The 20,396-nt window shown below is 73.9% G+C and carries 14 protein-coding genes; 11 read left to right on the forward strand and 3 right to left on the reverse strand.

The genetic code is table 11. The features are described from left to right. The first annotated feature begins 54 nt into the window (after positions 1-54). From WMF42_RS44880 to WMF42_RS44890, 3 genes are all read left to right on the forward strand, one after another. Complete coding sequence (locus WMF42_RS44880) at positions 55-1,611, forward strand: hypothetical protein (protein WP_437689437.1); 1,557 nt, start codon at positions 55-57, stop codon at positions 1,609-1,611. Between the two features lie 39 nt (positions 1,612-1,650). Then, a complete protein-coding gene (locus WMF42_RS44885) occupies positions 1,651-3,189 on the forward strand; it encodes a hypothetical protein (RefSeq protein ID WP_437689439.1) in 1,539 nt (512 codons plus the stop codon). A gap of 674 nt (positions 3,190-3,863) precedes the next feature. Then, entirely contained in the window at positions 3,864-4,835 is a 972-nt protein-coding gene (locus WMF42_RS44890; RefSeq protein ID WP_437689441.1) for a DUF4142 domain-containing protein, read from the forward strand. An 83-nt stretch (positions 4,836-4,918) separates the two neighbouring features. Here the strand turns inward: WMF42_RS44890 and WMF42_RS44895 are convergent, their stop codons facing one another. Then, positions 4,919-6,370: an aldehyde dehydrogenase family protein gene (locus tag WMF42_RS44895; RefSeq protein WP_437689443.1), complete on the reverse strand. Its 1,452-nt coding sequence runs from the start codon at positions 6,368-6,370 to the stop codon at positions 4,919-4,921. A gap of 80 nt (positions 6,371-6,450) precedes the next feature. Here WMF42_RS44895 and WMF42_RS44900 point away from each other — a divergent pair, with 80 nt between their 5' ends. From WMF42_RS44900 to WMF42_RS44930, 7 genes are all read left to right on the forward strand, one after another. Then, positions 6,451-7,872, forward strand: a complete 1,422-nt coding sequence (locus WMF42_RS44900; protein ID WP_437689444.1) for an aminotransferase class III-fold pyridoxal phosphate-dependent enzyme — start codon at positions 6,451-6,453, stop codon at positions 7,870-7,872. Beyond that, on the forward strand, positions 7,869-8,843 hold the full coding sequence (locus WMF42_RS44905) for a hypothetical protein (RefSeq protein ID WP_437689446.1): 975 nt from the start codon (positions 7,869-7,871) through the stop codon (positions 8,841-8,843). The genes WMF42_RS44900 and WMF42_RS44905 overlap by 4 nt, the downstream gene beginning before the upstream one ends. A 147-nt stretch (positions 8,844-8,990) precedes the next feature. Further along, positions 8,991-9,851 carry a formate dehydrogenase accessory sulfurtransferase FdhD gene (locus tag WMF42_RS44910; protein ID WP_437689447.1) on the forward strand — a complete coding sequence of 287 codons (861 nt, stop codon included), beginning with the start codon at positions 8,991-8,993 and terminating at the stop codon, positions 9,849-9,851. Continuing rightward, on the forward strand, positions 9,848-12,172 hold the full coding sequence (locus WMF42_RS44915; RefSeq protein WP_437689449.1) for an FdhF/YdeP family oxidoreductase: 2,325 nt from the start codon (positions 9,848-9,850) through the stop codon (positions 12,170-12,172). The genes WMF42_RS44910 and WMF42_RS44915 overlap by 4 nt, the downstream gene beginning before the upstream one ends. Before the next feature lie 34 nt (positions 12,173-12,206). Then, entirely contained in the window at positions 12,207-13,613 is a 1,407-nt protein-coding gene (locus WMF42_RS44920; RefSeq protein WP_437689451.1) for an aminotransferase class III-fold pyridoxal phosphate-dependent enzyme, read from the forward strand. Next, positions 13,610-14,578 carry a histone deacetylase family protein gene (locus WMF42_RS44925; RefSeq protein WP_437689453.1) on the forward strand — a complete coding sequence of 323 codons (969 nt, stop codon included), beginning with the start codon at positions 13,610-13,612 and terminating at the stop codon, positions 14,576-14,578. Before WMF42_RS44920 ends, WMF42_RS44925 begins: the two co-directional genes overlap by 4 nt. Before the next feature lie 117 nt (positions 14,579-14,695). Beyond that, a complete protein-coding gene (locus WMF42_RS44930; RefSeq protein ID WP_061613395.1) occupies positions 14,696-15,727 on the forward strand; it encodes a GAF domain-containing protein in 1,032 nt (343 codons plus the stop codon). Positions 15,728-15,757: 30 nt separating this feature from the next. On the opposite strand, the gene WMF42_RS44935 is transcribed toward WMF42_RS44930, so the two are convergent. Next, complete coding sequence (locus WMF42_RS44935) at positions 15,758-17,182, reverse strand: hypothetical protein (protein ID WP_437689455.1); 1,425 nt, start codon at positions 17,180-17,182, stop codon at positions 15,758-15,760. A 57-nt stretch (positions 17,183-17,239) separates the two neighbouring features. On the opposite strand from WMF42_RS44935, the gene WMF42_RS44940 reads away from it, so the two are divergent. After that, positions 17,240-18,592, forward strand: coding sequence for an NAD(P)/FAD-dependent oxidoreductase (locus WMF42_RS44940; RefSeq protein WP_061608453.1), 1,353 nt, complete (start codon positions 17,240-17,242; stop codon positions 18,590-18,592). Positions 18,593-18,721: 129 nt separating this feature from the next. Here the strand turns inward: WMF42_RS44940 and WMF42_RS44945 are convergent, their stop codons facing one another. Continuing rightward, complete coding sequence (locus tag WMF42_RS44945; RefSeq protein WP_061608454.1) at positions 18,722-20,311, reverse strand: FAD-dependent oxidoreductase; 1,590 nt, start codon at positions 20,309-20,311, stop codon at positions 18,722-18,724. Positions 20,312-20,396: the final 85 nt, after the last annotated feature.

Here is a 20,396-nt window from a genome sequence, read left to right on the forward strand (position 1 = left end):
AGGAGCAAGCAGGTGCGTCTTCTCCCGTGGCGACGCGGCGTTCGGCTGTGCGCCTTGCTGGCGTTCTCGACGGGCGGTGCGGGCGGGCTCTCGGGGTGCACGTACGCGGAGGACTGCGTCGACGAGCGGATGTGCCTCGCACCGCCGAAGTCGCGGTGCGAGGTGATCGAGCCCGGCGCGGGTCCCGTGATGGACGAGTGCGGGGTGTTCGTCAGGGCGAGCGCGCCCGACGACGCCCCGCGCGCTGGCACGCGGGCGGAGCCGTTCACGTCGCTGCAAGACGCGATCGTGGAGGCGCGAGCGCGGGGCCTGCGCCACGTCTACGCGTGCGGCGAGACGTTCCAGGAAGAGGTCACCCTGCCGTCGGGGATCCACCTCTGGGGCGCCCGTCGCTGCGATGACGGCGACTGGTCGTACGCGTGGGCGTTCGACGGGCCGAACGAGCCGACGGTCATCGCGCCGCCGGAGGGGATCCCGCTGCGGGTCGTCGGGGACGACGCCGCGACGTCGGTGATCTTCGGCGTGCGCGCCGTGGCGGCCGACGCCTCGGCGCGCGACGGCAAGTCGTCGATCGCGATGATCGTGAGCCAGGGGGCCAGGGCGATCGTGCGGGAGGGCGCGATCGTCGCGGGCAACGGCGAGGAGGGGGAGCCGGGCGAGGACATGCCCAGCGAGCGGGCGACGTCCGGCCTGCTGGGGAACCACGGCGTGGACGCCTGCACGGCCGACGTCGCCACGGGTGCCCTTCCGGTCGTGACCGCATGCGACGGCGGCATCGAGTCCGTGGGAGGCTACGGCGGTGACGGCGGGCTCGAGTCGGGGAGCGACGGGGAGCCGGGACAGCCGGAGCCGGCGGAGAACCCGGAGGGCAACGGCCGCGCAGGGCTCGGCGCGGATCTGACGGAGTGCAGCGACGGAAAAGCAGGCGCAGACGGCGCCAGCGCCGATCGCGCGGGTGGCGCTGTGGGTCCAGGCCACATCGACGTCGACGGCTGGATCGGCGTCCAGGGCGAGCATGGGAAGCGCGGCGGCGCGGGTCAGGGGGGCGGCGGCGGCGGTGGCAGCAAGTCGCGTGGCCCCATGATTGCCTGCCGGGCAGGCGGCCCGCAGGGGGGAGCGGCGGGCGGCTCGGGAGGCAGCGGCGGCTGCGGCGGTCGCGGCGGCGGCGGCGGTGGTTATGGGGGGGCGAGCATCGGCATCATCGCTTTGCAGGGGAGCGTGCTCACGCTCGAGGCGACAAAGGTGACCGCGGCCCATGGCGGCCGCGGTGGGGTGGGCGGAATCGGCCAGCCGGGCGGCAAGGGTCACGAGGGCGGGTACGGTGGAAGGCACCCTGTTGATAGGTTGTGGCATGCGTGCCACGGCGGCAAGGGGGGCAATGGCGGCCGCGGAGGGGATGGCGGCGGCGGTCTCGGGGGCCCCTCGATCGGCGTTGCGTCCCTGGGCGCGACCGTGACCATCGCCTCCGGTGCGACCCTCGACCACGATGCCGGCGGAGATGGGGGCCTCGCAGGGAACGCAGCGCCGGATGACGACGAGGGCAAGGGAGAGGTTGGCGCCGCCGTGCCCTACCGCCAATTCGATGGCCCCGACCCCTTGCCACCCCGTTGAGCGCGCCAAGGCGAACCACCCAACCTCCAGGTAGCAACGATGCGAATCGCGAGAACGACGGACCTGGTCCCCGCGCTGCTGCTCGTCGTGGCCGGCTGCGGCACGACGCCTGGCCCCCTCGACGTCGGGGCAACGGGGTGCGACGCCGGCTCGTCGTGCCCAGGCGAGCCGCCGCCGGAGTCGGTGTGCCTCGAGCGCCTCGCCGCCGATGTGCTGGAGGACGGCTGCGGCGTGTTCGTCGCGGGTTCCTTCGGCAACGGGAACGATGCGAACCCCGGCACGAGGGACAAGCCCGTGCGCACGCTCCAGCGCGGTGTCGAGCTCGCGCGTACCGGACGAGGACGCGTCTTCGCGTGCAACGACGGCTTCTTCGATCCGCTCACGCTGCCCTCCGGCGTCGATCTCATCGGGGGATTCAGTTGCTTGTGGTGGCACCGTGAGCCCGGCCTCCGCCCGATGCATCAGGTGACGGACAAACCAGACATCCTCCTGACCGTCGTTCCGGCGAGCGAAGGAGACACGGGCGCCGGGGACGGGGTATCGACGATCGTCGACATGCGGTTCACGGCGCGCGGGCCGACCGCCCTGCTTGTGCGCTCGGGCGCGGCGGTGGAGCTCATCCGAGCCTACATTCGCGCGCCGCGCGGCTGGGGAGGGGGAGACGGCGAGAAGCGGACCTGGCCGTACACGGCCGAGCAAGGCCCCAATGGGGTGTACGGGGGCGACGCGTGCTCCGCGAGCACTGTCCCCGGCGGCGCCGAGGCGGTGAACCCGTGCGAGGGAGGGCTCCCGAGCACCGGCGGCAAGGGAGGCGACGGCCTTCCCGATGGCGCCGGCGATGGGGACGACGGGCAACCCGACGCGTCGTCGGACCCGGGCGCAGGGAGCGGGGGACGCGGGGACGTGACCGGTGTCGGTTGCTCCAGCGGAGCCCCCGGGGACCCCGGCGCGCCCGGGAACGTCGGCGCACCTGGCCAGGGCATCGGGCGCCTCGGCGATACCGGATGGGAGGGCGACAAGGCCGGCGACGGCACCTGGGGTATGCCGGGCCAGGGCGGGGGCGGCGGCGGCGGGCGGCGAGGCGGGGTGTCCGCGTGCGGCGTGGCCTCGAAGGGAGGCGCCGGCGGCGGCTCCGGCGGCGCCGGCGGCTGCGGCGGTCACGGCGGCCGTGGGGGCGGGAACGGCTACCCGAGCATCGGGATCATCGCGCTCCACGCGAAGCTCACCGTGCGGGAGAGCGTGATCGAAAGCAGCGGCGGCGGGCCGGGTGGCGACGGAGGCCAATCCCAGGCAGGCGGCGACGGTGGTCGAGGCGCGTCGGGGGGCGCCGTGGGGGACGGCACGTGGTCGTGCCGCGGGGGCGACGGCGGCCGAGGAGGCGACGGCGGCTACGGCGGCCCAGGGCGCGGCGGCGACTCGATCGGCATCGCCTACCTCGACGAGGACCAGCTCACGCTGGAGGGCGTCACCTTCGAGCTGGGCCCGCCGGGCGAGGGCGGCGTGAGCTGGGACTGGGCTGGCAACGAGATCCGAGCAGAGGACGGCAACGCCGTCGAGGCGCTTCGATTCCCTGAATAGTCCAGATCGGCTCGGGAGGACGACCCGGGCCGCAGACGATTCTGCCTCGCGAAAATTCCCTATCGTTACGCCGATGGCTACAACGGTGGATTCGAATGAACATGGCAAGCCCTCCAGCCCTTCCGGGGGCGACGCATGTCGCCCTCGGGATCGTTGCGGCCGAGCGTCGTGAGCGCCTCGGTGCGACCCGCGTGGCGCGGGCGTGCGACTGCCTCCTCGTCGGACCGAGCTGCCGGGATGCCGCGGCGCATGCGCGGGCGCGACAGGCGTGGTGGAATTCGTCCGAAGCGTGGGATGTCGATTGATCCGACGTGTGCTGGCAGCCGCCCGTCGTCGTGTGGGTGTCGGCGAGCCTCTGGGACACTTACGTTGATGATCCGACGGCAGCTCCCAACAGCGCATGCTCCGAGCTGCGATCGGCCAGGCAGAGCCCCTGTTACCCTGTGTGCAGTGGTGCTACCCCGTCGCAGCCAGGGCGACGGCGGCGCGCGGGGGAAACGGCGAGATCCGTATCCAGGCGGCGCCTGCTGAGGCAACTTCGCTCCCGCTGTGGCGATTTGCGACAGTGAGGCGCCCCACGGATCGCGCGGATCGCGGGAAACCCACGATGCCGCCCTGTGCACCGATCTTGCAGTCGGCCGGGCACCCAAACCCACGTGAGGAGGTCTCGATCTATGGTCGCATCGCGCAACGTTCTCGTCGTCTCGCTCGGTCTCGCCCTCGGCGTTGGCTGCTCGAACCAGCCCCCGGCGAGCGATCCGAGCTCGGCGAGCGGAGCAACGCCGCCGCCGACCCAGCCCGCCGTCACGCCGCCGCCGCCTGTCGACACGCCGCCGCCGGCGCCGCTGCCGAGCGCGGACGCGCAGACGGAGGCAACCACCACCACCACGCCGAGCGCGCCGCCCGAGGCCCCGCTCACCGACGAGCAGATCGTCGCCGTGCTCGACGCCGCGAACAAGAAGGAGATTGACGAGGCCACGCTCGCGCAGACGAAGGCCAAGCACAAGGACGTGAAGGCCTACGCCAGGGTCATCACCCAGCATCACACCCAGGCCAAGGCGAAGCAGGCCCAGCTCGTGAAGAAGCTCGGCATCACGGCGGCGGAGTCGGACAAGAGCAAGCTGCTCACCACCGAGACGCAGCAGGCGGTCGACCAGCTCAAGGCCCTGCAGGGCGCCGATTTCGATCAGCAGTTCGTGGCCACCATGATCCAGGACCACCAGAAGACGCTCGATCTGCTCGACAGGCGGATCCTGCAGGACGCGAAGAACGCCGATCTGAAGGCGATGATCGAGAAGGACCTCCGCCCGACGATCGAGAAGCACCTCAAGGACGCCGAGGCGCTCGCGCAGAAGCTCGGACCGGCGGCCGGCACGACCGGCGGTACGGGCACGACGAGCGCGACGGGGACGCAGGGCGCGACCGGCGCCGGGGCGCAGGGCGGCGCGACGACCGGAGCGACGGGCGCGGGGAACCAGGGCACGACCGGCGGGCAGCGCGCGGCCGGCGCGCAGTCGGGGAACCAGGCCGGGCAGACCGGCGTGACGGCGGGGAGCCCGGGCGGCCAGGGCGGCGTTCAGCCGCCGGCGGCGACCCCGGCCGCCGGGGCCGGCGCCGGCACGAAGGGCGCCGGGACGACGAAGTAGTCGACAGGGGGCGTCGAGCCCGAGATGCGGAGAGCGTGTGTCTCTCCGCATCTCGGCGATTCCCCCGCTGCGCGGCGCTCGGGTCAGCCGAGCGCGACCCAGACCGACTTGAGCTGCGTGAGCTCGTCCAGCACCGCGCGGCCGTTCTCCCGCCCGTAGCCGGACTGCTTGTACCCGCCATAAGGGCTCGCCGCGTCGAACCGGTTGTACGTGTTGATCCAGACCGTGCCCGCCGCGAGGCGCGAGGCGAGCGCGTGCGCCTTGCCGATGTCGCGCGTCCAGATGCCGGCCGCGAGGCCGTACTCGGTCGCGTTCGCGAGGCGCGCGGCCTCCTCGACGCCGTCGAAGGGGATGACCGCCAGCACGGGGCCGAAGATCTCCTCGCGGGCGATGCTCATCGACTCCGAGACAGCCGAGAACACCGTCGGCTCGACGAAGAACCCCGGGCCCTCGCGCCGCCCGCCCGCCTCGCGGCGCGCCCCCTCGGCCGCGCCGCGGTCGATGTAGCCGAGCACCTTCGTGAAGTGCGCCTCCGACACAAGCGGGCCCATCTGCGTCGACGGGTCGAGCGGATCGCCCGGCACGAGCTTCCGCGCGCCGCGCGTCACCGTCTCCAGCACGCGGTCGTGCACCGCCCGCTCCACGAGGAGCCGGCTCCCCGCCGTGCACAGCTCGCCCTGGTTGTAGAAGATCGCCGTCACCGCCGCCTTCGCCGCGCTCTCCACGTCCGCGTCCGCGAAGACGATGTTGGGGCTCTTGCCGCCGAGCTCCAGCGACAGCTTCTTCAGCGTCCCCGCCGCCGCGCGCATGATCGCCCGGCCGGTGTCCGTGCCGCCCGTGAACGAGATCTTCGCGACCCCCGGGTGCTCCACGAGCGCCGCGCCCGCCTCCTCGCCGTGCCCGGTCACCACGTTGACGACCCCCGGCGGCACCCCCGCCTCCGCCAGGATGCGCGCGAGCTCCAGCGTCGTGAGGCTCGCCTCCTCCGGCGGCTTCACCACGACCGTGTTGCCCACCGCGAGCGCCGGCGCGACCTTCCGCGCCGCGAGCAGCAGCGGGAAGTTCCAGGGGATGATCGCGCCGATGACGCCGAGCGGCTCGCGCACCGTGTAGTTCAGGAACGGGCCCCGCACCGGGATCGTCTCGCCGCCGAGCTTCGTCGCCCACCCGGAGAAGTAGAAGAACGTGTCCGCCGTGCGCGGCACGTCGATCGTCCGCGCCGCCGTGATCGGCTTGCCTGTGTCGACCGCCTCCAGGCGCGCGAGCTCCTCGCACCGCGCGAGGATCAGCTCCCCCGCCTTCCACAGGATGCGCGCGCGCTCGTTCGGATCCATCGCGGCCCAGCCCGGGAACGCCGCGCGCGCGGACGCCACCGCGGCGTCCACGTCCTCGCGGCGGCCGCGGGCGAGCCGCGCGAGCGTCCCGCCCGTCGCGGGGTTCGCTGTCTCGAACGTCTCGCCGGAGAGCGCCTCCCTCTCGGCGTTGTCGATCCACAGCTTCCAGAGCTCCTTCACGGTCTCACGCGTCTCGGACATGCCTCCGTCGTAAACCCGCGCGCCCGGGCTCGGCAAGCGGCGATGACACAGGCCCTCGCGTGCGGGATACTCATCCACCCATGGACTTCTCCGATCGTCCCACGCTCCCGTCCGTCCCTCCGCGAAGAGTCGTCACCGAGCTGCCCGGGCCGAAGGCGCGCGCGTGGATGGCGCGCGGGGGCTTCGACATGCAGTCGCGCTACCGCGCTGTCGTGATGGACGACACGGCCAGCCGGGGGTGCTCGCTTGTCGACGTGGACGGCAACGTGTTCCTGGACCTGTTCGCGAACTTCGCGCTCGGGGCGCTCGGCTACAACCACCCCGCGCTCGTCGAGGCGGCGCACGGCGAGGCGTTCATCCGCGCCGTCGCGAACCCGACGTCGACGCCGTTCGTGACGACGCCGGCCTGGTTCGAGTTCGTGGAGGCGCTCGAGCAGCGGTACGCCCCGCGCGGCATGGCGCGCGTCTTCTGCGTGGACGCGGGCGGCGAGGGCGTCGAGTCGGCGCTCAAGGCCGCGTTCATCCGGCACGGCGAGCGCCGGCGCGAGGCGGCGGGGCTGCCGAAGAACCCGCTGGAGCTCCCGGAGGAGCAGCAGAAGAGCATCCTCGACAACGCGGGGACCGACGCGGTGGTGGTGTCGTTCGCCGGCGCGTTCCACGGCCGCGGCCTCGGGCCGATGTCCGCGACGCACTCGAAGGTGATCCACAAGGCCGACCTGCCCGCGTTCCCCTGGCCCACGGCGCCGTTCCCGGCGAGCCGGTTCCCGCTCGCGCGTTACGCCGCCGAGAACGACAGCGCCGAGGCGGAGGCGCTCGCCGCGCTCGAGCGGATCCTCGACGCGCACCAGGGCAGGGTGGCCGCCTTGATCGTCGAGCCGGTGCAGTCCGAGGGCGGCGACAGGCACGCGAGCCCTGTCTTCTTCCGCCGCGCGCAGGAGCTCGCCGGCAAGGCGGGCGCGGCGTTCATCCTCGACGAGGTGCAGACGGGCCTCGGGATCACCGGCACGCTCTGGGCGCACGAGCAGCTCGAGCTGCCGCGCCCGCCCGATCTCATGTGCTTCGGCAAGAAGATGCAGATGGGCGGGTTCTTCGCGACGTCGGCGTACGACGTCGCGCAGTTCGGGCGCATGTACCAGACGCGCAACGGCGACCGCGCGCGCGCCGCTGTCGCGCTGGCGACGCTCCGCACGATCGAGTCCGAGGACCTGCTCGGCAACGTGCGCACGACGGGCCGCCACTTCCTGGCCCGGCTCGAGGAGCTCTGCGAGCGCTACCCCGCGCTCGCGAGCGAGCCGCGCGGCCGCGGCTTCCTGCTCGCCTTCGACCTGCCGACGACGGCGGCGCGCGACGACTTCCTCGGGCGCGCGCTGCGCCGCGGGGTGTTCGCGAGCTACACGGGGACGCGCTCGGTGCGGCTCCGCCCGCACCTCATCACGACGGTCGCGGAGGTCGACGAGGCGGTCTCCGTCTTCGACGCGGTGCTGCGCGAGATGGCCGGATGATCGTCGACCCGCGCGACGTCTGCCCGGGGGAGGGGCCGGAGAAGGTCGCGCGGGCGCTCGCGCAGTTCTCGCTGGACGAGGCGCAGGGCGACGCGGCGTTCGACGAGGGCTACAGGGCGCTCGACGCGTTCTTCGGGCCGAAGGGCGAGATCGAGCGCCGCGAGGTGCTCTGGGCGTGGCTCGCCGGCAAGCACACCGACCGGGCGGCGCCGATCTCGGCGACGTACCACATGCTCCTCGCGCGGGGCGTCGACGACGGGCGCCTCGCCGGCGCGCGCGACTGCTTCGTCACGCTGGACCGCGCGGCGCGGCGCTGCGTTGTGCTGCTCTCGCACGCCCTCGTCCTGCCGGACTTCCGCCGCACCGGCCTCGCCGCCCTGCTGCGCGCGGCGCCCGTCGCGCTCGCGCGCCGCGCGCTCGAGGCGGCGGGGATCGCGGCGGGGCAGGCGGAGATCCTCCTCGCCGCCGAGATGGAGCCGGTCGATCCGGACGACAGCGACACGGCGGTGCGGCTCTTCGCCTACGGCCGCGCGGGGTTCTGGGCCGTCCCGCCGGCGGTGCTGCCGTACGCGCAGCCCGATTTTCGCGACACAGCGGCGCTCGGGGTGACGCCCGTGCCGGTGCCGCTCGTCGCCGTCGTGCGCCAGGTCGGCGAGGAGGACCGCGCCGACATCTCGCGCGCCGGCGCGGCGTCGTTCCTGCGCCACTACCAGGCGGTCCACGCCCGCGAGGTCCCCCCGGGCGACCTCGCCCCCATCCGCGAGCGCGCGCTCGCGGGCCTCGCGGCGCTCGAGGGCGAGCGCGTGCCGCTCCTCCGCGTCCCGCGCGGGCCCGCCGAGATCGCCGGCTTCGCGCCGCTGCTCCGGAGCGCGGTGATGCCGCTGTTCCCGCCGGCGTGGCGCGGCAAGGCGCCGCTCGACGCGCCGGAGCGGGAGCTCGGGCGGCTCGTCGCGGCGTGGTCCGCGGGGTGAGCGGTGAGCGAGATCTCCGCCCCGGGCGCCACGGAGAGGCCGCGGGGGCGGCGGGCAACGTCGCACGGCGACCAGGCGAGCGCCGCAACGCCGGTCCTCCCCGGCGCTCGGCCGCGGGCTAGGATGGGAGGCGCGGGACACGCAGCCATGACCTCGACAACGACCCCCGTTTCGATCCGCAGGATCACGGACGACAGCGCCTTGGACGCGGAGGATCTGCTCGCGGTGGAGGAGCCGCTCGAGATCGTCGTCGTCGCGCGCGCCCGCGGCGCGCAGCAGGACCGCGCCGAGCGCCGGCTCGGGATCACGATGCGCACGCCCGGCCACGATCGCGAGCTCGCGATCGGGCTGCTGTTCGCCGAGGGCATCATCGCCGGCGCGGCCGACGTCGTCGCTGTCGAGGAGGGCGAGGGCCCCTCGGGCGGGCTCGTGCGCGTCGCGCTCCGCGACGAGGTGACCGTCGATCTCGGGCGCACCGAGCGCGCGCTCGCGGTCGCCAGCGCGAGCTGCGGCGTCTGCGGCAAGGCGTCGATCGACGTGGCGTCGTTCGCGCCGCCCGCGCCGCTCGCGCGGGGCGCCCCGCGGCTCGCGCCGCGCGTCGTGCACGGCCTCGCCGCGCGGCTCCGCGAGGCGCAGCCGGTGTTCGGGCGGACCGGCGGGCTGCACGCGGCGGCCCTCTTCGACGCGAGCGGCGCGCTCGCCGACCTCCGCGAGGACGTCGGCCGCCACAACGCCGTCGACAAGCTGGTCGGCGCCGCGCTGCTCGCCGGGAGGCTGCCCGACCCGGGCGCGGTGCTCATGGTCAGCGGGCGCGCGGGGTTCGAGCTCGTGCAGAAGGCGCTCCGGGCGTCGATCCCGGTGATGGTCGCGGTGGGCGCGCCCTCGAGCCTGGCCGCCGAGCTCGCGTCGGCGCACGGGATGACGCTCGTCGGCTTCGCGCGCGACGGCCGGTTCAACGTGTACGCGGGCCGCGAGCGCGTCGCCGTCCCGGCGGAGGCGGCGTCGTGAGCGCGCGCGACGTGCTACGCGACGTGCAGGCCGAGCCGCCGCCCGAGCCCGAGGCGCCCCGGATCGGCGAGCGCAGCGCGGCCGCCGGCGGGCTCGCGGCGATCGGCGCGACGCTGCAGCACGCTGTCGGCGAGATGGGCGTCTCGCGCGCGGTGCGCACGCTCCTGCGCGTGAACCAGGGCGAGGGCTTCGACTGCCCCGGCTGCGCGTGGCCCGAGCCCGAGGAGAAGCGCTCCGTCGCCGAGTTCTGTGAGAACGGCGCGAAGGCGGTCGCCGAGGAGGCGACGCTCCGGCGCGTCACGCCGGAGCTCTTCCGCAAGCACAGCGTCGAGGAGCTCTCGAAGCAGTCGGACCACTGGCTCGGCAAGCAGGGGCGGCTCGTCCATCCGATGCTGCTCGAGGAGGGGGCGACCCACTACCGCCCGGCGTCGTGGGACGAGGCGCTCGACATCGTCGCCTCGTCGCTGCGCGCGCTGGGCTCGCCGGACGAGGCGGTGTTCTACACGTCCGGGCGCACGAGCAACGAGGCGGCGTTCCTCTACCAGCTCTTCGTGCGCGAGCTCGGGACGAACAACCTGCCCGACTGCTCGAACATGTGCCACGAGTCGAGCGGCGTCGGCCTGCGCGAGGCGATCGGGGTCGCCAAAGGTACCGTATCTCTTCAGGATTTCGAGATCGCGGACGCGATCTTCGTCGTCGGCCAGAACCCGGGGACGAACCACCCGCGCATGCTCTCGGCGCTGCGCGAGGCGCGGCAGCGCGGCTGCGAGATCGTGACGGTGAACCCGCTCCCCGAGGTCGGCAGCGAGCGCTTCCAGCACCCGCAGCACCCGCTCGATCTCGTCGGCCCGGGGGCGCCGATCTCGACGCTGTTCCTCCAGGTGCGCATCAACGGCGACGTCGCGCTCTTCACGGGGCTCATCAAGGAGATGCTCGAGGAGGAGGAGCGGCGGCCGGGGGCCGTGCTCGATCGCGCGTTCATCGCGCGCCACACGGACGGCTTCGAGGCGTTCGCGGCCGCGGTGCGCGCGACGCCGTGGGACGAGATCGTGGAGCAGAGCGGGGTCCCGCGCGACAGGATCCGCGCGGCGGCCGAGATCGCGATGCGGTCCGAGCGCACGATCGCGTGCTGGGCCATGGGCCTCACGCAGCACAAGAACGGCGTGGCCAACGTGCAGCAGGTCATGAATTTCCTGCTGCTGCGCGGCAACATCGGCCGGCCCGGCGCGGGCGCGTGCCCGGTGCGCGGGCACAGCAACGTGCAGGGCGACCGGACGATGGGCATCTGGGAGCGCCCGCCCGCCGAGCTCCTCGACCGGATCGAGAAGAACTTCGGCTTCTCGCCGCCGCGCCGCCACGGGCTCGACACTGTCGCCGCGATCGCCGCGATGGCCGACGGGCGCGCCCGCGTCTTCTTCGCGCTGGGCGGCAATTTCCTCTCCGCGACGCCGGACACCGCGTTCACCGCGCGCGCCCTCGCGCGGTGCGACCTCACGGCGCACGTGTCGACCAAGCTGAACCGGGCGCACCTCGTGACGGGCAGGCGCGCGCTCATCCTGCCTTGCCTCGGGCGCACCGAGCGCGACGTGCAGGCGAGAGGGCCGCAGTTCGTGACGGTCGAGAACTCGATGGGCGTCGTGTCGAGCTCGCGCGGCAACCTCCCGCCGGCCTCGGAGGTGCTGCGGAGCGAGGTGGCCATCGTGGCGGGGCTCGCCCGCGCGACGCTGGGCGCGCTGTCGCGCGTGCCGTGGGAGGAGCTCACCGCCGATTACGACAGGATCCGCGACCTCATCGAGCGCACGATCGACGGGTTCGACGACTTCAACGCGCGGGTGAAGGACCCGCGCGGCTTCGCCCTGCCGAACGCGGCGGCCCGGCGCGAGTTCCGCACGGCGACGGGCAAGGCGAACTTCATCGCGCACCCGCTGCCGCGGCACGAGCTCGAGCCCGGCGAGCTGCTGATGATGACCATCCGCAGCCACGATCAGTACAACACGACAATCTACGGGCTCGACGACCGCTACCGCGGCGTGCGCGGCGGGCGCCGCGTCGTGTTCATGAACGCCGAGGACGCGGCCGAGCGCGGGCTCGAGCAGGGGGACCTCGTCGACGTCACGAGCCGCTTCTCCGACGGGGAGCGCGTCGCGCGCGCGTTCCGCGTCGTGCTCTACGAGATCCCCCGCGGCAACGTGGCGGCGTACTTCCCCGAGGCCAACGTGCTCGTGCCGCTCGGCAGCATGGCCGAGAAGAGCCACACCCCCGCGTCGAAGTCGATCGTCGTGCGCGTCAGGGCTTCCGACGCGCGCGGCGGATCCGCGTGACGCTCCGCCGCCCCCGTTGCAATGGAGTCAGACAATGAACGCCCAGCCCAGCATCTCCCCGCCCATCCCCGGTGAGCCCGAGCGCGCCGCCATGCGCACCGAGATCCCGGGGCCTGCGTCCGAGGCGCTCCGCGCCCGCCACCACCGCCACCAGGACGCGCGCCCGATCCACTTCTACCAGGACGCGCGGAAGAGCCTGGGCAACTACATGGTCGACGTGGACGGCAACGTGCTGCTCGACGTCTACGGGCACATCGCCGCCGTGCCCATCGGCTACAACCACCCGGATCTGCTCGCCGCCTGGCGCAATGGACGCTTCGACTGGTGCGCCGGTTACCGCTCCGCGCTCGGCGTCGCGCCCGCGCCCGAGTGGGTCGACATCGTCGAGAAGACGCTGATGCGCGTCGCGCCGAAGGGGCACACGCGCGTCTTCACGTTCACGACCGGCGCCGAGGCGGTGGAGAACGCGCTGAAGGCCGCGTTCATCCGGCTCGCCCGGCGCCGGCGCGGCGGCGCACAGCCGAGCGACGGCGACCTCGCCGCCTGCATGCTCAACCGGCAGCCCGGCGTGAACGCCTTCAAGGTGATCTCCTTCGAGGGCGGCTTCCACGGCCGCAGCATGGGCGCCCTCTCGGCGACGCGCAGCAAGCCGATCCACAAGCTCGACATCCCGGCGTTCGACTGGCCCGTCGTGCCGTTCCCCGCGAACCAGTTCCCCGAGGCGGAGCACGCCGAGCAGAACCGCGCCGCCGAGGCGCGCTCGCTCGAGGCGGTCAAGGCGGCGATCGACGCGCACCCGGACGAGGTCGCCGCGCTCATCGTCGAGCCGATCCAGGGCGAGGGCGGCGACCGCCACGCCAGCCCGGCGTTCTTCCAGGCGCTCCGCCGCCTGACCGCGGAGCGCGGCGTCGCGTTCGTCGTCGACGAGGTGCAGACCTGCGGCGGCGGGACGGGCGTGCTCTGGGCGCACGAGGCGTGGGACCTGCCCGAGCCGCCGGACATGGTGACGTTCTCGAAGAAGATGCAGCTCGGCGGCTTCTACTGCCGCGAGGAGCTCGCGCCGGTCGAGGCGCTGCGCTTGTTCAGCACCTGGCTCGGCGACCCGCTCCGCGGCGCGCAGCTCGAGGTGATCCTCGAGGTCATCGAGCGCGACCGGCTCCTCGAGAACACGCGGGCGACCGGCGAGCGCCTTGTCGCCGGCCTCGAGGACCTCTGCCGCCGCTACCCCGGGGTGCTCTCGGGCGCGCGCGGCATCGGCACCTTCGCCGCTGTCGACTTCCCCCACGCCGCCCGGCGCGACGCGGCGCTCACCGCGCTGCGGAACCGCGGCCTCGAGGTGGGCGGCTCGGGCGATCGCACGCTCCGCTTCCGGCCGGCGCTCGTCTTCGCCCTGCGCCACGCGGCCGAGGCGCTCGACGTCCTCGAGTCGGTCTGCAAGTGACCGCCGGCGCGGCCGCCCCGCCCCCGATCCGGGTGTTCCACTCGCCGCGCTACTTCGCGGACATCGGCGAGCACGTCATGCCGATGCGCAAGTTCGCCCTGGTGCGCGAGGCGATCGAGCGGAGCGGCCTGCCCGCGCGCATCGAGGAGCCCGGGCCCGTCAGCGACGAGGATCTCCTGCGCGTCCACGCGCCCGGGTACCTCGCGGCGATCGCGACCGGCGAGCCCCGGGCGCTGGCCGAGTCCCAGAAGTTCCCGTGGTCGGCGGCGCTCGCCGAGGCGGTCCGCCACACGAACGGCGGCTGCATCGCCGCCACCTTCGCGGCGCTCGAGGACGGCATCGCGGGCAACCTCGCGAGCGGCTTCCACCACGCGCACGCCGATCACGGCGAGGGCTTCTGCACCTTCAACGGCCTTGTCGTCGCCCTGGAGCGCGCGCGCGCCGAGGGGCGGATCCGCCGCGGGCTGGTGGTCGACATGGACCTCCACTACGGCAACGGCACCGCGTCGCTGCTCGCGTCGCGGCCGTGGGCGTTTCAGCTCTCGATCTATGGCAACTGGTACAAGCAGAACCGCGCGTACCGGGACGTGGAGGGCGAGCGCGCGCCGGACACGGACAACAGCTGGTCCGTCCCGGTCCCGGGCGGGAGCGGCGGCGCCGCGTACATCGAGCTCCTGGAGCGGCACCTCGGCCCCGCCATCGACCGCGCGGCGCCCGACCTGATCCTCTACCAGGCCGGCGCGGACCCGTACCGCGAGGACCCGTACTCGCCGCTCGACCTGACGCACGACGACCTGCGCGCGCGCGACGAAGTCGTGTTCCGGGCCGCGCTCGAGCGGCGCATCCCGATCGCGTGGGTGCTCGCGGGCGGCTACACGCCCGACGTGAGCCGGGTTGTCGAGGTGCACCTCGGCACGTTCGTCGCGGCGGTGCGGGCCCGGGAGACGGCGGCGCGCCGGGGGTGACGTCGGTCGCCGCGGCGCAGGCGCATGCCCGTCGCGCGGACGGCCGCGAAAGACGCCGCGCCGCGCGCTCCGCCGGCGCGGCGTCTTCGTGCCGCCTTTGCTGGTAACCTCCCCGCCATGGCCGACCTGAACGACCCCGCCCGCCTGGCCGAGCTGCGCGGCGCCATGTTGCGCACCGAGGCGGACGCCCTCCTCGACGCCTGCGTGGCGCGGGCGGCCAAGCTCGCGCGGGCGCCGATCGCCTTCGTGAGCCTGGTCGTGCGCCACATCCAGCTCCTGCGCGCGCACCACGGCCTGCCGCTGGAGCTCGCGGTGAGCTGCGCGACCTCGCGCAGCAACTCCTTCTGCCAGCTCGTCGTGCGCGACGAGGCGCCGCTGCTCGTCGAGGACGCGCTGCGCGACGAGCGCGTCCCGAAGGAGCTCGTCGAGAGCTACGGCATCCGCGCGTACGCAGGGGTGCCGGTGCGGGTGGGCCGGCACGCGATCGGCTCGCTCTGCGTGCTCGACGTCGTGCCCCGCCGCTTCGAGCCGCCCGTCGTCGCCGGCCTCGAGCAGCTCGCCATCGAGGTCGCCGACCGGCTCTCCGCGCTCGTCGAGCGCGACGCGCCGCTCGGCAGCGCCGACGTGCAGGAGCGCCTCGTCCGCGTCGAGCAGGCCACGCGCGTGCTGGAGCGCGCGCTCCTGGCCCTCGCGCCGGTCATCGCCGCGGCGCAGAGCGCGGCGGCTGTCCGGGCGCACGCGCCGCCGGTCGAGGCGATGCACGCGACGCCCTCGACGCTGGTGACGCTCGCCGGCCTGCGCGCGGCGGTCGGGTGCTGGCGCGACGTGGGCTCCGTCGCGGAGGAGCTGTGCGAGGAGGCCGCGGCCGTCGCGATCTCCACCCCCGCGGCGTCCGGGCTCGTCGCGGCGGCCCGGGGGCTCGCGCGAGGCCTGGCCGAGGTCGCCCCGCTCGTTCGCCTGGCGGAGGGCGTGCTCGAGGGGACGCTCGATGAAGTCGCCGCCGATCGGGGGAGGGCGCTCGTGCTGCGCGGCGCGCTCGACGCGCACGAGGCCGCCTCCGCGGCGGTGGGGGAGATCCGCGCGGGCGCTCTGCGCGTACGGGCCGCGACGAGCGGCTCCGGCGGCGCCCCGGTGCCGTGTACGCCCTGAGCCACCGCCGCGCCGCCCGGAGCGTCGTGATCACCGCGACGTAGCGGTCGACGGCGGCGTCGCGGCCGGCGGCGTCGCGGCCGGCGGCGGCGTCGCGGCCGGCGGCGGCGTCGCGGTCATCGCGGCCGGCGGCGGTGCCGCGGCCGGCGGCGGTGCCGCGGCCGTCACGGTCGACGACGGCATCGCCGCCGTCGCGGTCGACGGCGGCGGCGCGGTCGACGGCGGCGCGGCCGTCGCGGCCGACGGCGTCACGGGTAGCTCGCGGGTGATCTCGCCCGCGTCGATCCCCTCGGGCGGCGGCGGCTCCGACCCGGGCGTCACCGGCGTGCCCTCCCATGTCGCGCTCTTGTCCCGGCTCCCGTAGACGAACGGCGGCCGGCTCTCCAGCTCCCGCGCGATGCGGGCGAGCTCCTCGTCGAGGTAGCGCGGGTTCGCGAGCCGCTCGCGGATGCCGCTGTTCAGGTAGCCGCGGATGTCGGGGCTGTGCGGGTAGTACTTCGTGTACACGTTGTACCGGAAGAGCGGCTTCAGTCGGTGCAAGTCCCTGGGCCCGGTCGGCAGGGGCAGGAGCTCGACGAAGCTCTTCCGCTTCGCCCGCTCCTCCAGCCGGTCGAGGACGAGCTGGAGGCTGCTCTCGAGCAGGTGCGGCGCGCAGTGATCCGCGAAATCGTCGTAGAGCAGCCGCATGAGCGCCCTCGCCTCGTCGATCGGCAGCTGCGCCTGCCGCTCGCGGCCCATGCGCCGGACGAGGACCATGAACGGAGAAGGCTGGTCGCCCGTCGCGCGGATCTCCTCCGGGTCGCGGAAGTCCGGTTGCCTGTAGGGAAAATGGCGCGGGTTGATCGCGTCGAAGCCGCCGCGGCCGTAGAACAGGATGCGCTGCCACGACAGGCGCTCTTCCGGCGTGAAGAACTCGACCTCGGCCGCGAGATCCATGTTCATCCCGAAGTACTTGCCCGGCGACGCCGGCGCGGGGAGCGTGATCTTCCCCATCGCGTGGAGGTCGGCCAGGTACTGCATGGCGAGCTCGACCGGCGCGATGCGCAGCCAGTACGACAGCACCGTACCGCGCGCCTCCGGGATCATGAAGATATGGGCGAGGTAGATGACGCAGAGATCCGGGGCGTACGCCGGATTGACGAGCACGGTGCCGTCGCGGACGCCGCGCACCTTCCCGTCCGAGTCCCGCGCGACGAGCAGGAAGTAGCGCATGTATGTGCCCGACGGCTCGGGCGCGTACGGGTCGTCGCGCAGGAAGGCCTCGATGGCCTCCTTGCGCTCCATCTCGCCATGAGGACCGAAGCTGTCCCAGAGGATCTGATACGCCGCGTCGAAATCCGGGTCGGAAGGGTCCTCGATGGACCAGATCTGGTATCTGCGGGTTTCGCGCTCGATCATCTCCACCACGTCCTGGTGGAAGAGATCCTTCATGCAGAGCCGGACGCGCTTCTTCAAGGATGGCTCCCGGGGTCCATGGTGTCAGACGGAGCGTTCATCTGATAGGTAATCATCGTGGCTCGCGAAACGCTCGTCGACACGCGTACGGACATCGATTCCGCTCGCTCGGTGTGGAGCGACGCGGCCCCGGCCTATGAGCCCGTCCCGCCGCTGCGCGAGGACGCCGTGGCGGACGTGGCCATCATCGGGGGCGGGTTCACCGGAGTCTCCACGGCATACCATCTAATCCGTAGATTTCCGAGCCTCCGCGTCATGATCCTCGAGGCGCGTCACCTCGCGAACGGTGCGAGCGGCCGCAACGGAGGCATGATGCTGAACTGGATCAACGGGGTGAGTTACCGTGATCCGGAGCTCACGCGCCGCGTCCACGAGGCGACGCGCGAGGGGATCGACGGGATCGTCGGCCTCATCCAGGAGCACGGCCTCCCGGTGCGCTACCGCCGCGACGGCTGCATGGAGGTGCTCACCGACGCGCGGCGGGCCGAGCTGGCCCACGCGCGGGTGGAGCAGCTCGCTGGCTGGGGCATTCCGCTACAGTACCTGGACAGCGCGGCGCTGGCGCAGCGGCTCGGTGTCCGCGGGGCGGCCGGGGCCGTGCTGGACGCGACCGAGGGGCAGCTCAACGGGGTCGACCTGCTGCGCAGCCTGCGCCCGCTGCTCCTGGCCAGGGGGGTCGCCCTCCACGAGGACACGCCGGTGCTCCGGATCCGCGAGGGGCGCACGATCGAGCTGACGACCCCGGGCGGGGTCGTCCGGGCCGCGGCCATCGTGCTCGCGACGAACGGCTACACGCCGCGGCTCGGCTACTTCAAGACCGGCGTCTTCCCGCTGCACTCCCACGTGATCGCGACCGAGCCGCTCGACGCCGAGGCGCGCGCCGCGCTCGGCTGGGGGCAGGTCGCCGGCTTCAGCGACGATCACGACCGGATTGCGTACGCCAGCATGACCCCCGCCGGCGAGATCGTGTTCGGCGGGGGCAGCAACGCGGCGTACGCCTATCTCTACGGGAACCGGACCTCCTACCCGGGCTCACCCGGCTCGGCGGGGCCGGCGTTCGAGGCGATCCGGCGCCGGATGATCGGCTATTTCCCGGCCGCCGAGCGGCTGCGGATCGCGCACCGCTGGACGGGGACGCTCGGCATCACGATGAGCCGCCTCTGCAGCATGGGGGTGCGCGGCGAGCACCGGAACGTCTACTACGCCCTCGGGTACAGCGGCCACGGCGTGACCCTGGCCAACCTCGCGGGCCGCGTGCTCTGCGACCTCTACGCGGGCGACCACGCCCGGTGGCGGGAGCTGCCCTTCTACATGGCCCCCCTCGGTGGCGTCCCGCCCGAGCCGCTCCGCTGGCTGGGCTATCACGCGTACACGAAGCTGACGGGCCGCTCGCCGCGCCAGGCGGCGTGAGCGCGGCGCGGGGCCGCTGCGGACCGGGGCTCTCCCCGGCGTGTGGGGGCTCGATCGGCGAGGTCGGCGCGAGGGGCTCGCGCCGCGATGAAGGCCGCGTCGAGCGCGCGTCGGGCTCGAGCCGCTCGATCAGCGGTGCAAGGCCGCGTCGAGCGCCTCGGCGAGCGCGCGCGTGAGGTCGCCGCCGGCGTCGGGCCAGCGCGCGGCGACGAACCCGTCCGGGCGGACCAGCGAGGCGCCGGTCGCGCCGACGCCGTACGCGGCCTGGAAGCCGTCCACGCGGTGCGCGCGCAGCGGGAGCCCGGCGCGCGCCGCGACCTCCTCGGCGGCGCGCTCCCAGGCGGGATCGCCGGCGAGCAGGGCGAATCCGTCGCCGAACAGGTCGATCGTCGAGGCGTTCCGGTCGCCGCGCGCGAGCCAGACGTGCGGCGCGCGCGTGCCGGGCTCGCCGGTGAGCGCGAACGCGCGCGGCATGGGGTCGTCGAAGCCGTAGCGGTGGCCGTAGACCACCGCGGTGAAGTCCAGGATCTCGCCCTGTACGTCGGGCGCCGCGTCGCTCCCCGGCGCGTCGAGCCGCATCCGCAGCGCCAGCAGGGCCGCCTGGTTGGCGGTGGCGACGCCCACCGGGCGGCGCTCGGCGTCGTACGTGGCGAGCAGGCCGGGGCCGGCGTGGCCGCGGACCACGGCGGCGAGCTTCCAGGCGAGGTTGGCCGCGTCCTGGATCCCGGTGTTGGCGCCGTGCCCGCCGGTCGGCGGCATCTGGTGGACCGCGTCGCCGGCGAGGAAGACCCGCCCCGCGCTGAACCGGTCCGCGACCCGCTCGGCCACCTCCCAGGGGAAGGTCCCCCCGATGGTGACCGCGAGATCCGGGACGCCCGCCGCGGCGCGGATGCGCCGGATCCAGCGCTCCTCCGTGAAAGCGTCGGGGGTCTCCTGCGCCGGGTCGTAGTGCGTGCCGTAGATCCAGCGGTCCTTCACGTCCGTGCCGACGATGATGCCGGCCCCCTCGGGGTGCGTGACCGTCGCGACGATGAACCGGTGCTGCTGCTGCAAGGGCGACAGGTCGGCGTCGAACAGGGTGGAGATGGCGTGCCCGAGCGAGCCCCGGCCGCTGCGGGAGATGCCGAGCGCCTCGCGCACCGGGCTCTGCGCGCCGTCGGCGCCGACGAGGTACTCGGCGCGGACGCGGTACCGCTCGCCCGTCGACAGGTCGTCGACCTCGGCCGTGACGCCGCCCTCGCCTTGCTCGAACGCGACGACCCGGTGGCGGAACCGCACCTCTGCGCCCTGCGCCCGCGCGCCGCGCAGGAGGATCGGCTCGAGGCGGTCCTGCCCGAGGGCGACGGTCGGGCAGGGGCTGAGATCCGCGCCCCTCGCCGCCCGGTCGATCGGCTCCCACGCGAGGACGGGGCCGGCCAGCGTCACCGCCTTCAGCATGCCCACGGGGACCGCCTCGCCGACGGAGTCCGCCGCGAAGAGGCGGAGCCCCTCGCGCTCGATCTCCTCGCCCAGGCCGGCCGCGCGGAGCAGCTCGATGGTGCGCGGGTTGAAGCCGCGGGCGCGCGGGTGGATGGCGGTGCCCGCGTGCTTTTCGAGCACCAGCGGGCGCACGCCGCGCCGCGCGAGGAACAGGGCGGTCGAGAGCCCGACGAGGCCGCCGCCGACCACGAGGACCGCGACGCGCTCCTCGCGCGCCGGCGGATGATTTCCGGTTTTCATGGGCCCTACGCTGGGTCCGCGCGCCACGGGTGTCTCGGCGGAAAGATCCCGGATCCGTCGATTCGTGCTCGATTCGAACGAGCGC

The organism is Sorangium sp. So ce176, from assembly GCF_051519835.1.
GTDB classification, from domain to species: Bacteria; Myxococcota_A; Polyangia; order Polyangiales; family Polyangiaceae; genus Sorangium; species Sorangium cellulosum_G.

Coding starts and splice junctions, on each gene's coding strand:
- WMF42_RS44885 (WP_437689439.1), top strand. CDS start 1,651: ATGCGAATCGCGAGAACGACGGACCTGGTCCCCGCGCTGCTGCTCGTC.
- WMF42_RS44890 (WP_437689441.1), top strand. CDS start 3,864: ATGGTCGCATCGCGCAACGTTCTCGTCGTCTCGCTCGGTCTCGCCCTC.
- WMF42_RS44895 (WP_437689443.1), bottom strand. CDS start 6,370: ATGTCCGAGACGCGTGAGACCGTGAAGGAGCTCTGGAAGCTGTGGATC.
- WMF42_RS44900 (WP_437689444.1), top strand. CDS start 6,451: ATGGACTTCTCCGATCGTCCCACGCTCCCGTCCGTCCCTCCGCGAAGA.
- WMF42_RS44905 (WP_437689446.1), top strand. CDS start 7,869: ATGATCGTCGACCCGCGCGACGTCTGCCCGGGGGAGGGGCCGGAGAAG.
- WMF42_RS44910 (WP_437689447.1), top strand. CDS start 8,991: ATGACCTCGACAACGACCCCCGTTTCGATCCGCAGGATCACGGACGAC.
- WMF42_RS44920 (WP_437689451.1), top strand. CDS start 12,207: ATGAACGCCCAGCCCAGCATCTCCCCGCCCATCCCCGGTGAGCCCGAG.
- WMF42_RS44930 (WP_061613395.1), top strand. CDS start 14,696: ATGGCCGACCTGAACGACCCCGCCCGCCTGGCCGAGCTGCGCGGCGCC.
- WMF42_RS44945 (WP_061608454.1), bottom strand. CDS start 20,311: ATGAAAACCGGAAATCATCCGCCGGCGCGCGAGGAGCGCGTCGCGGTC.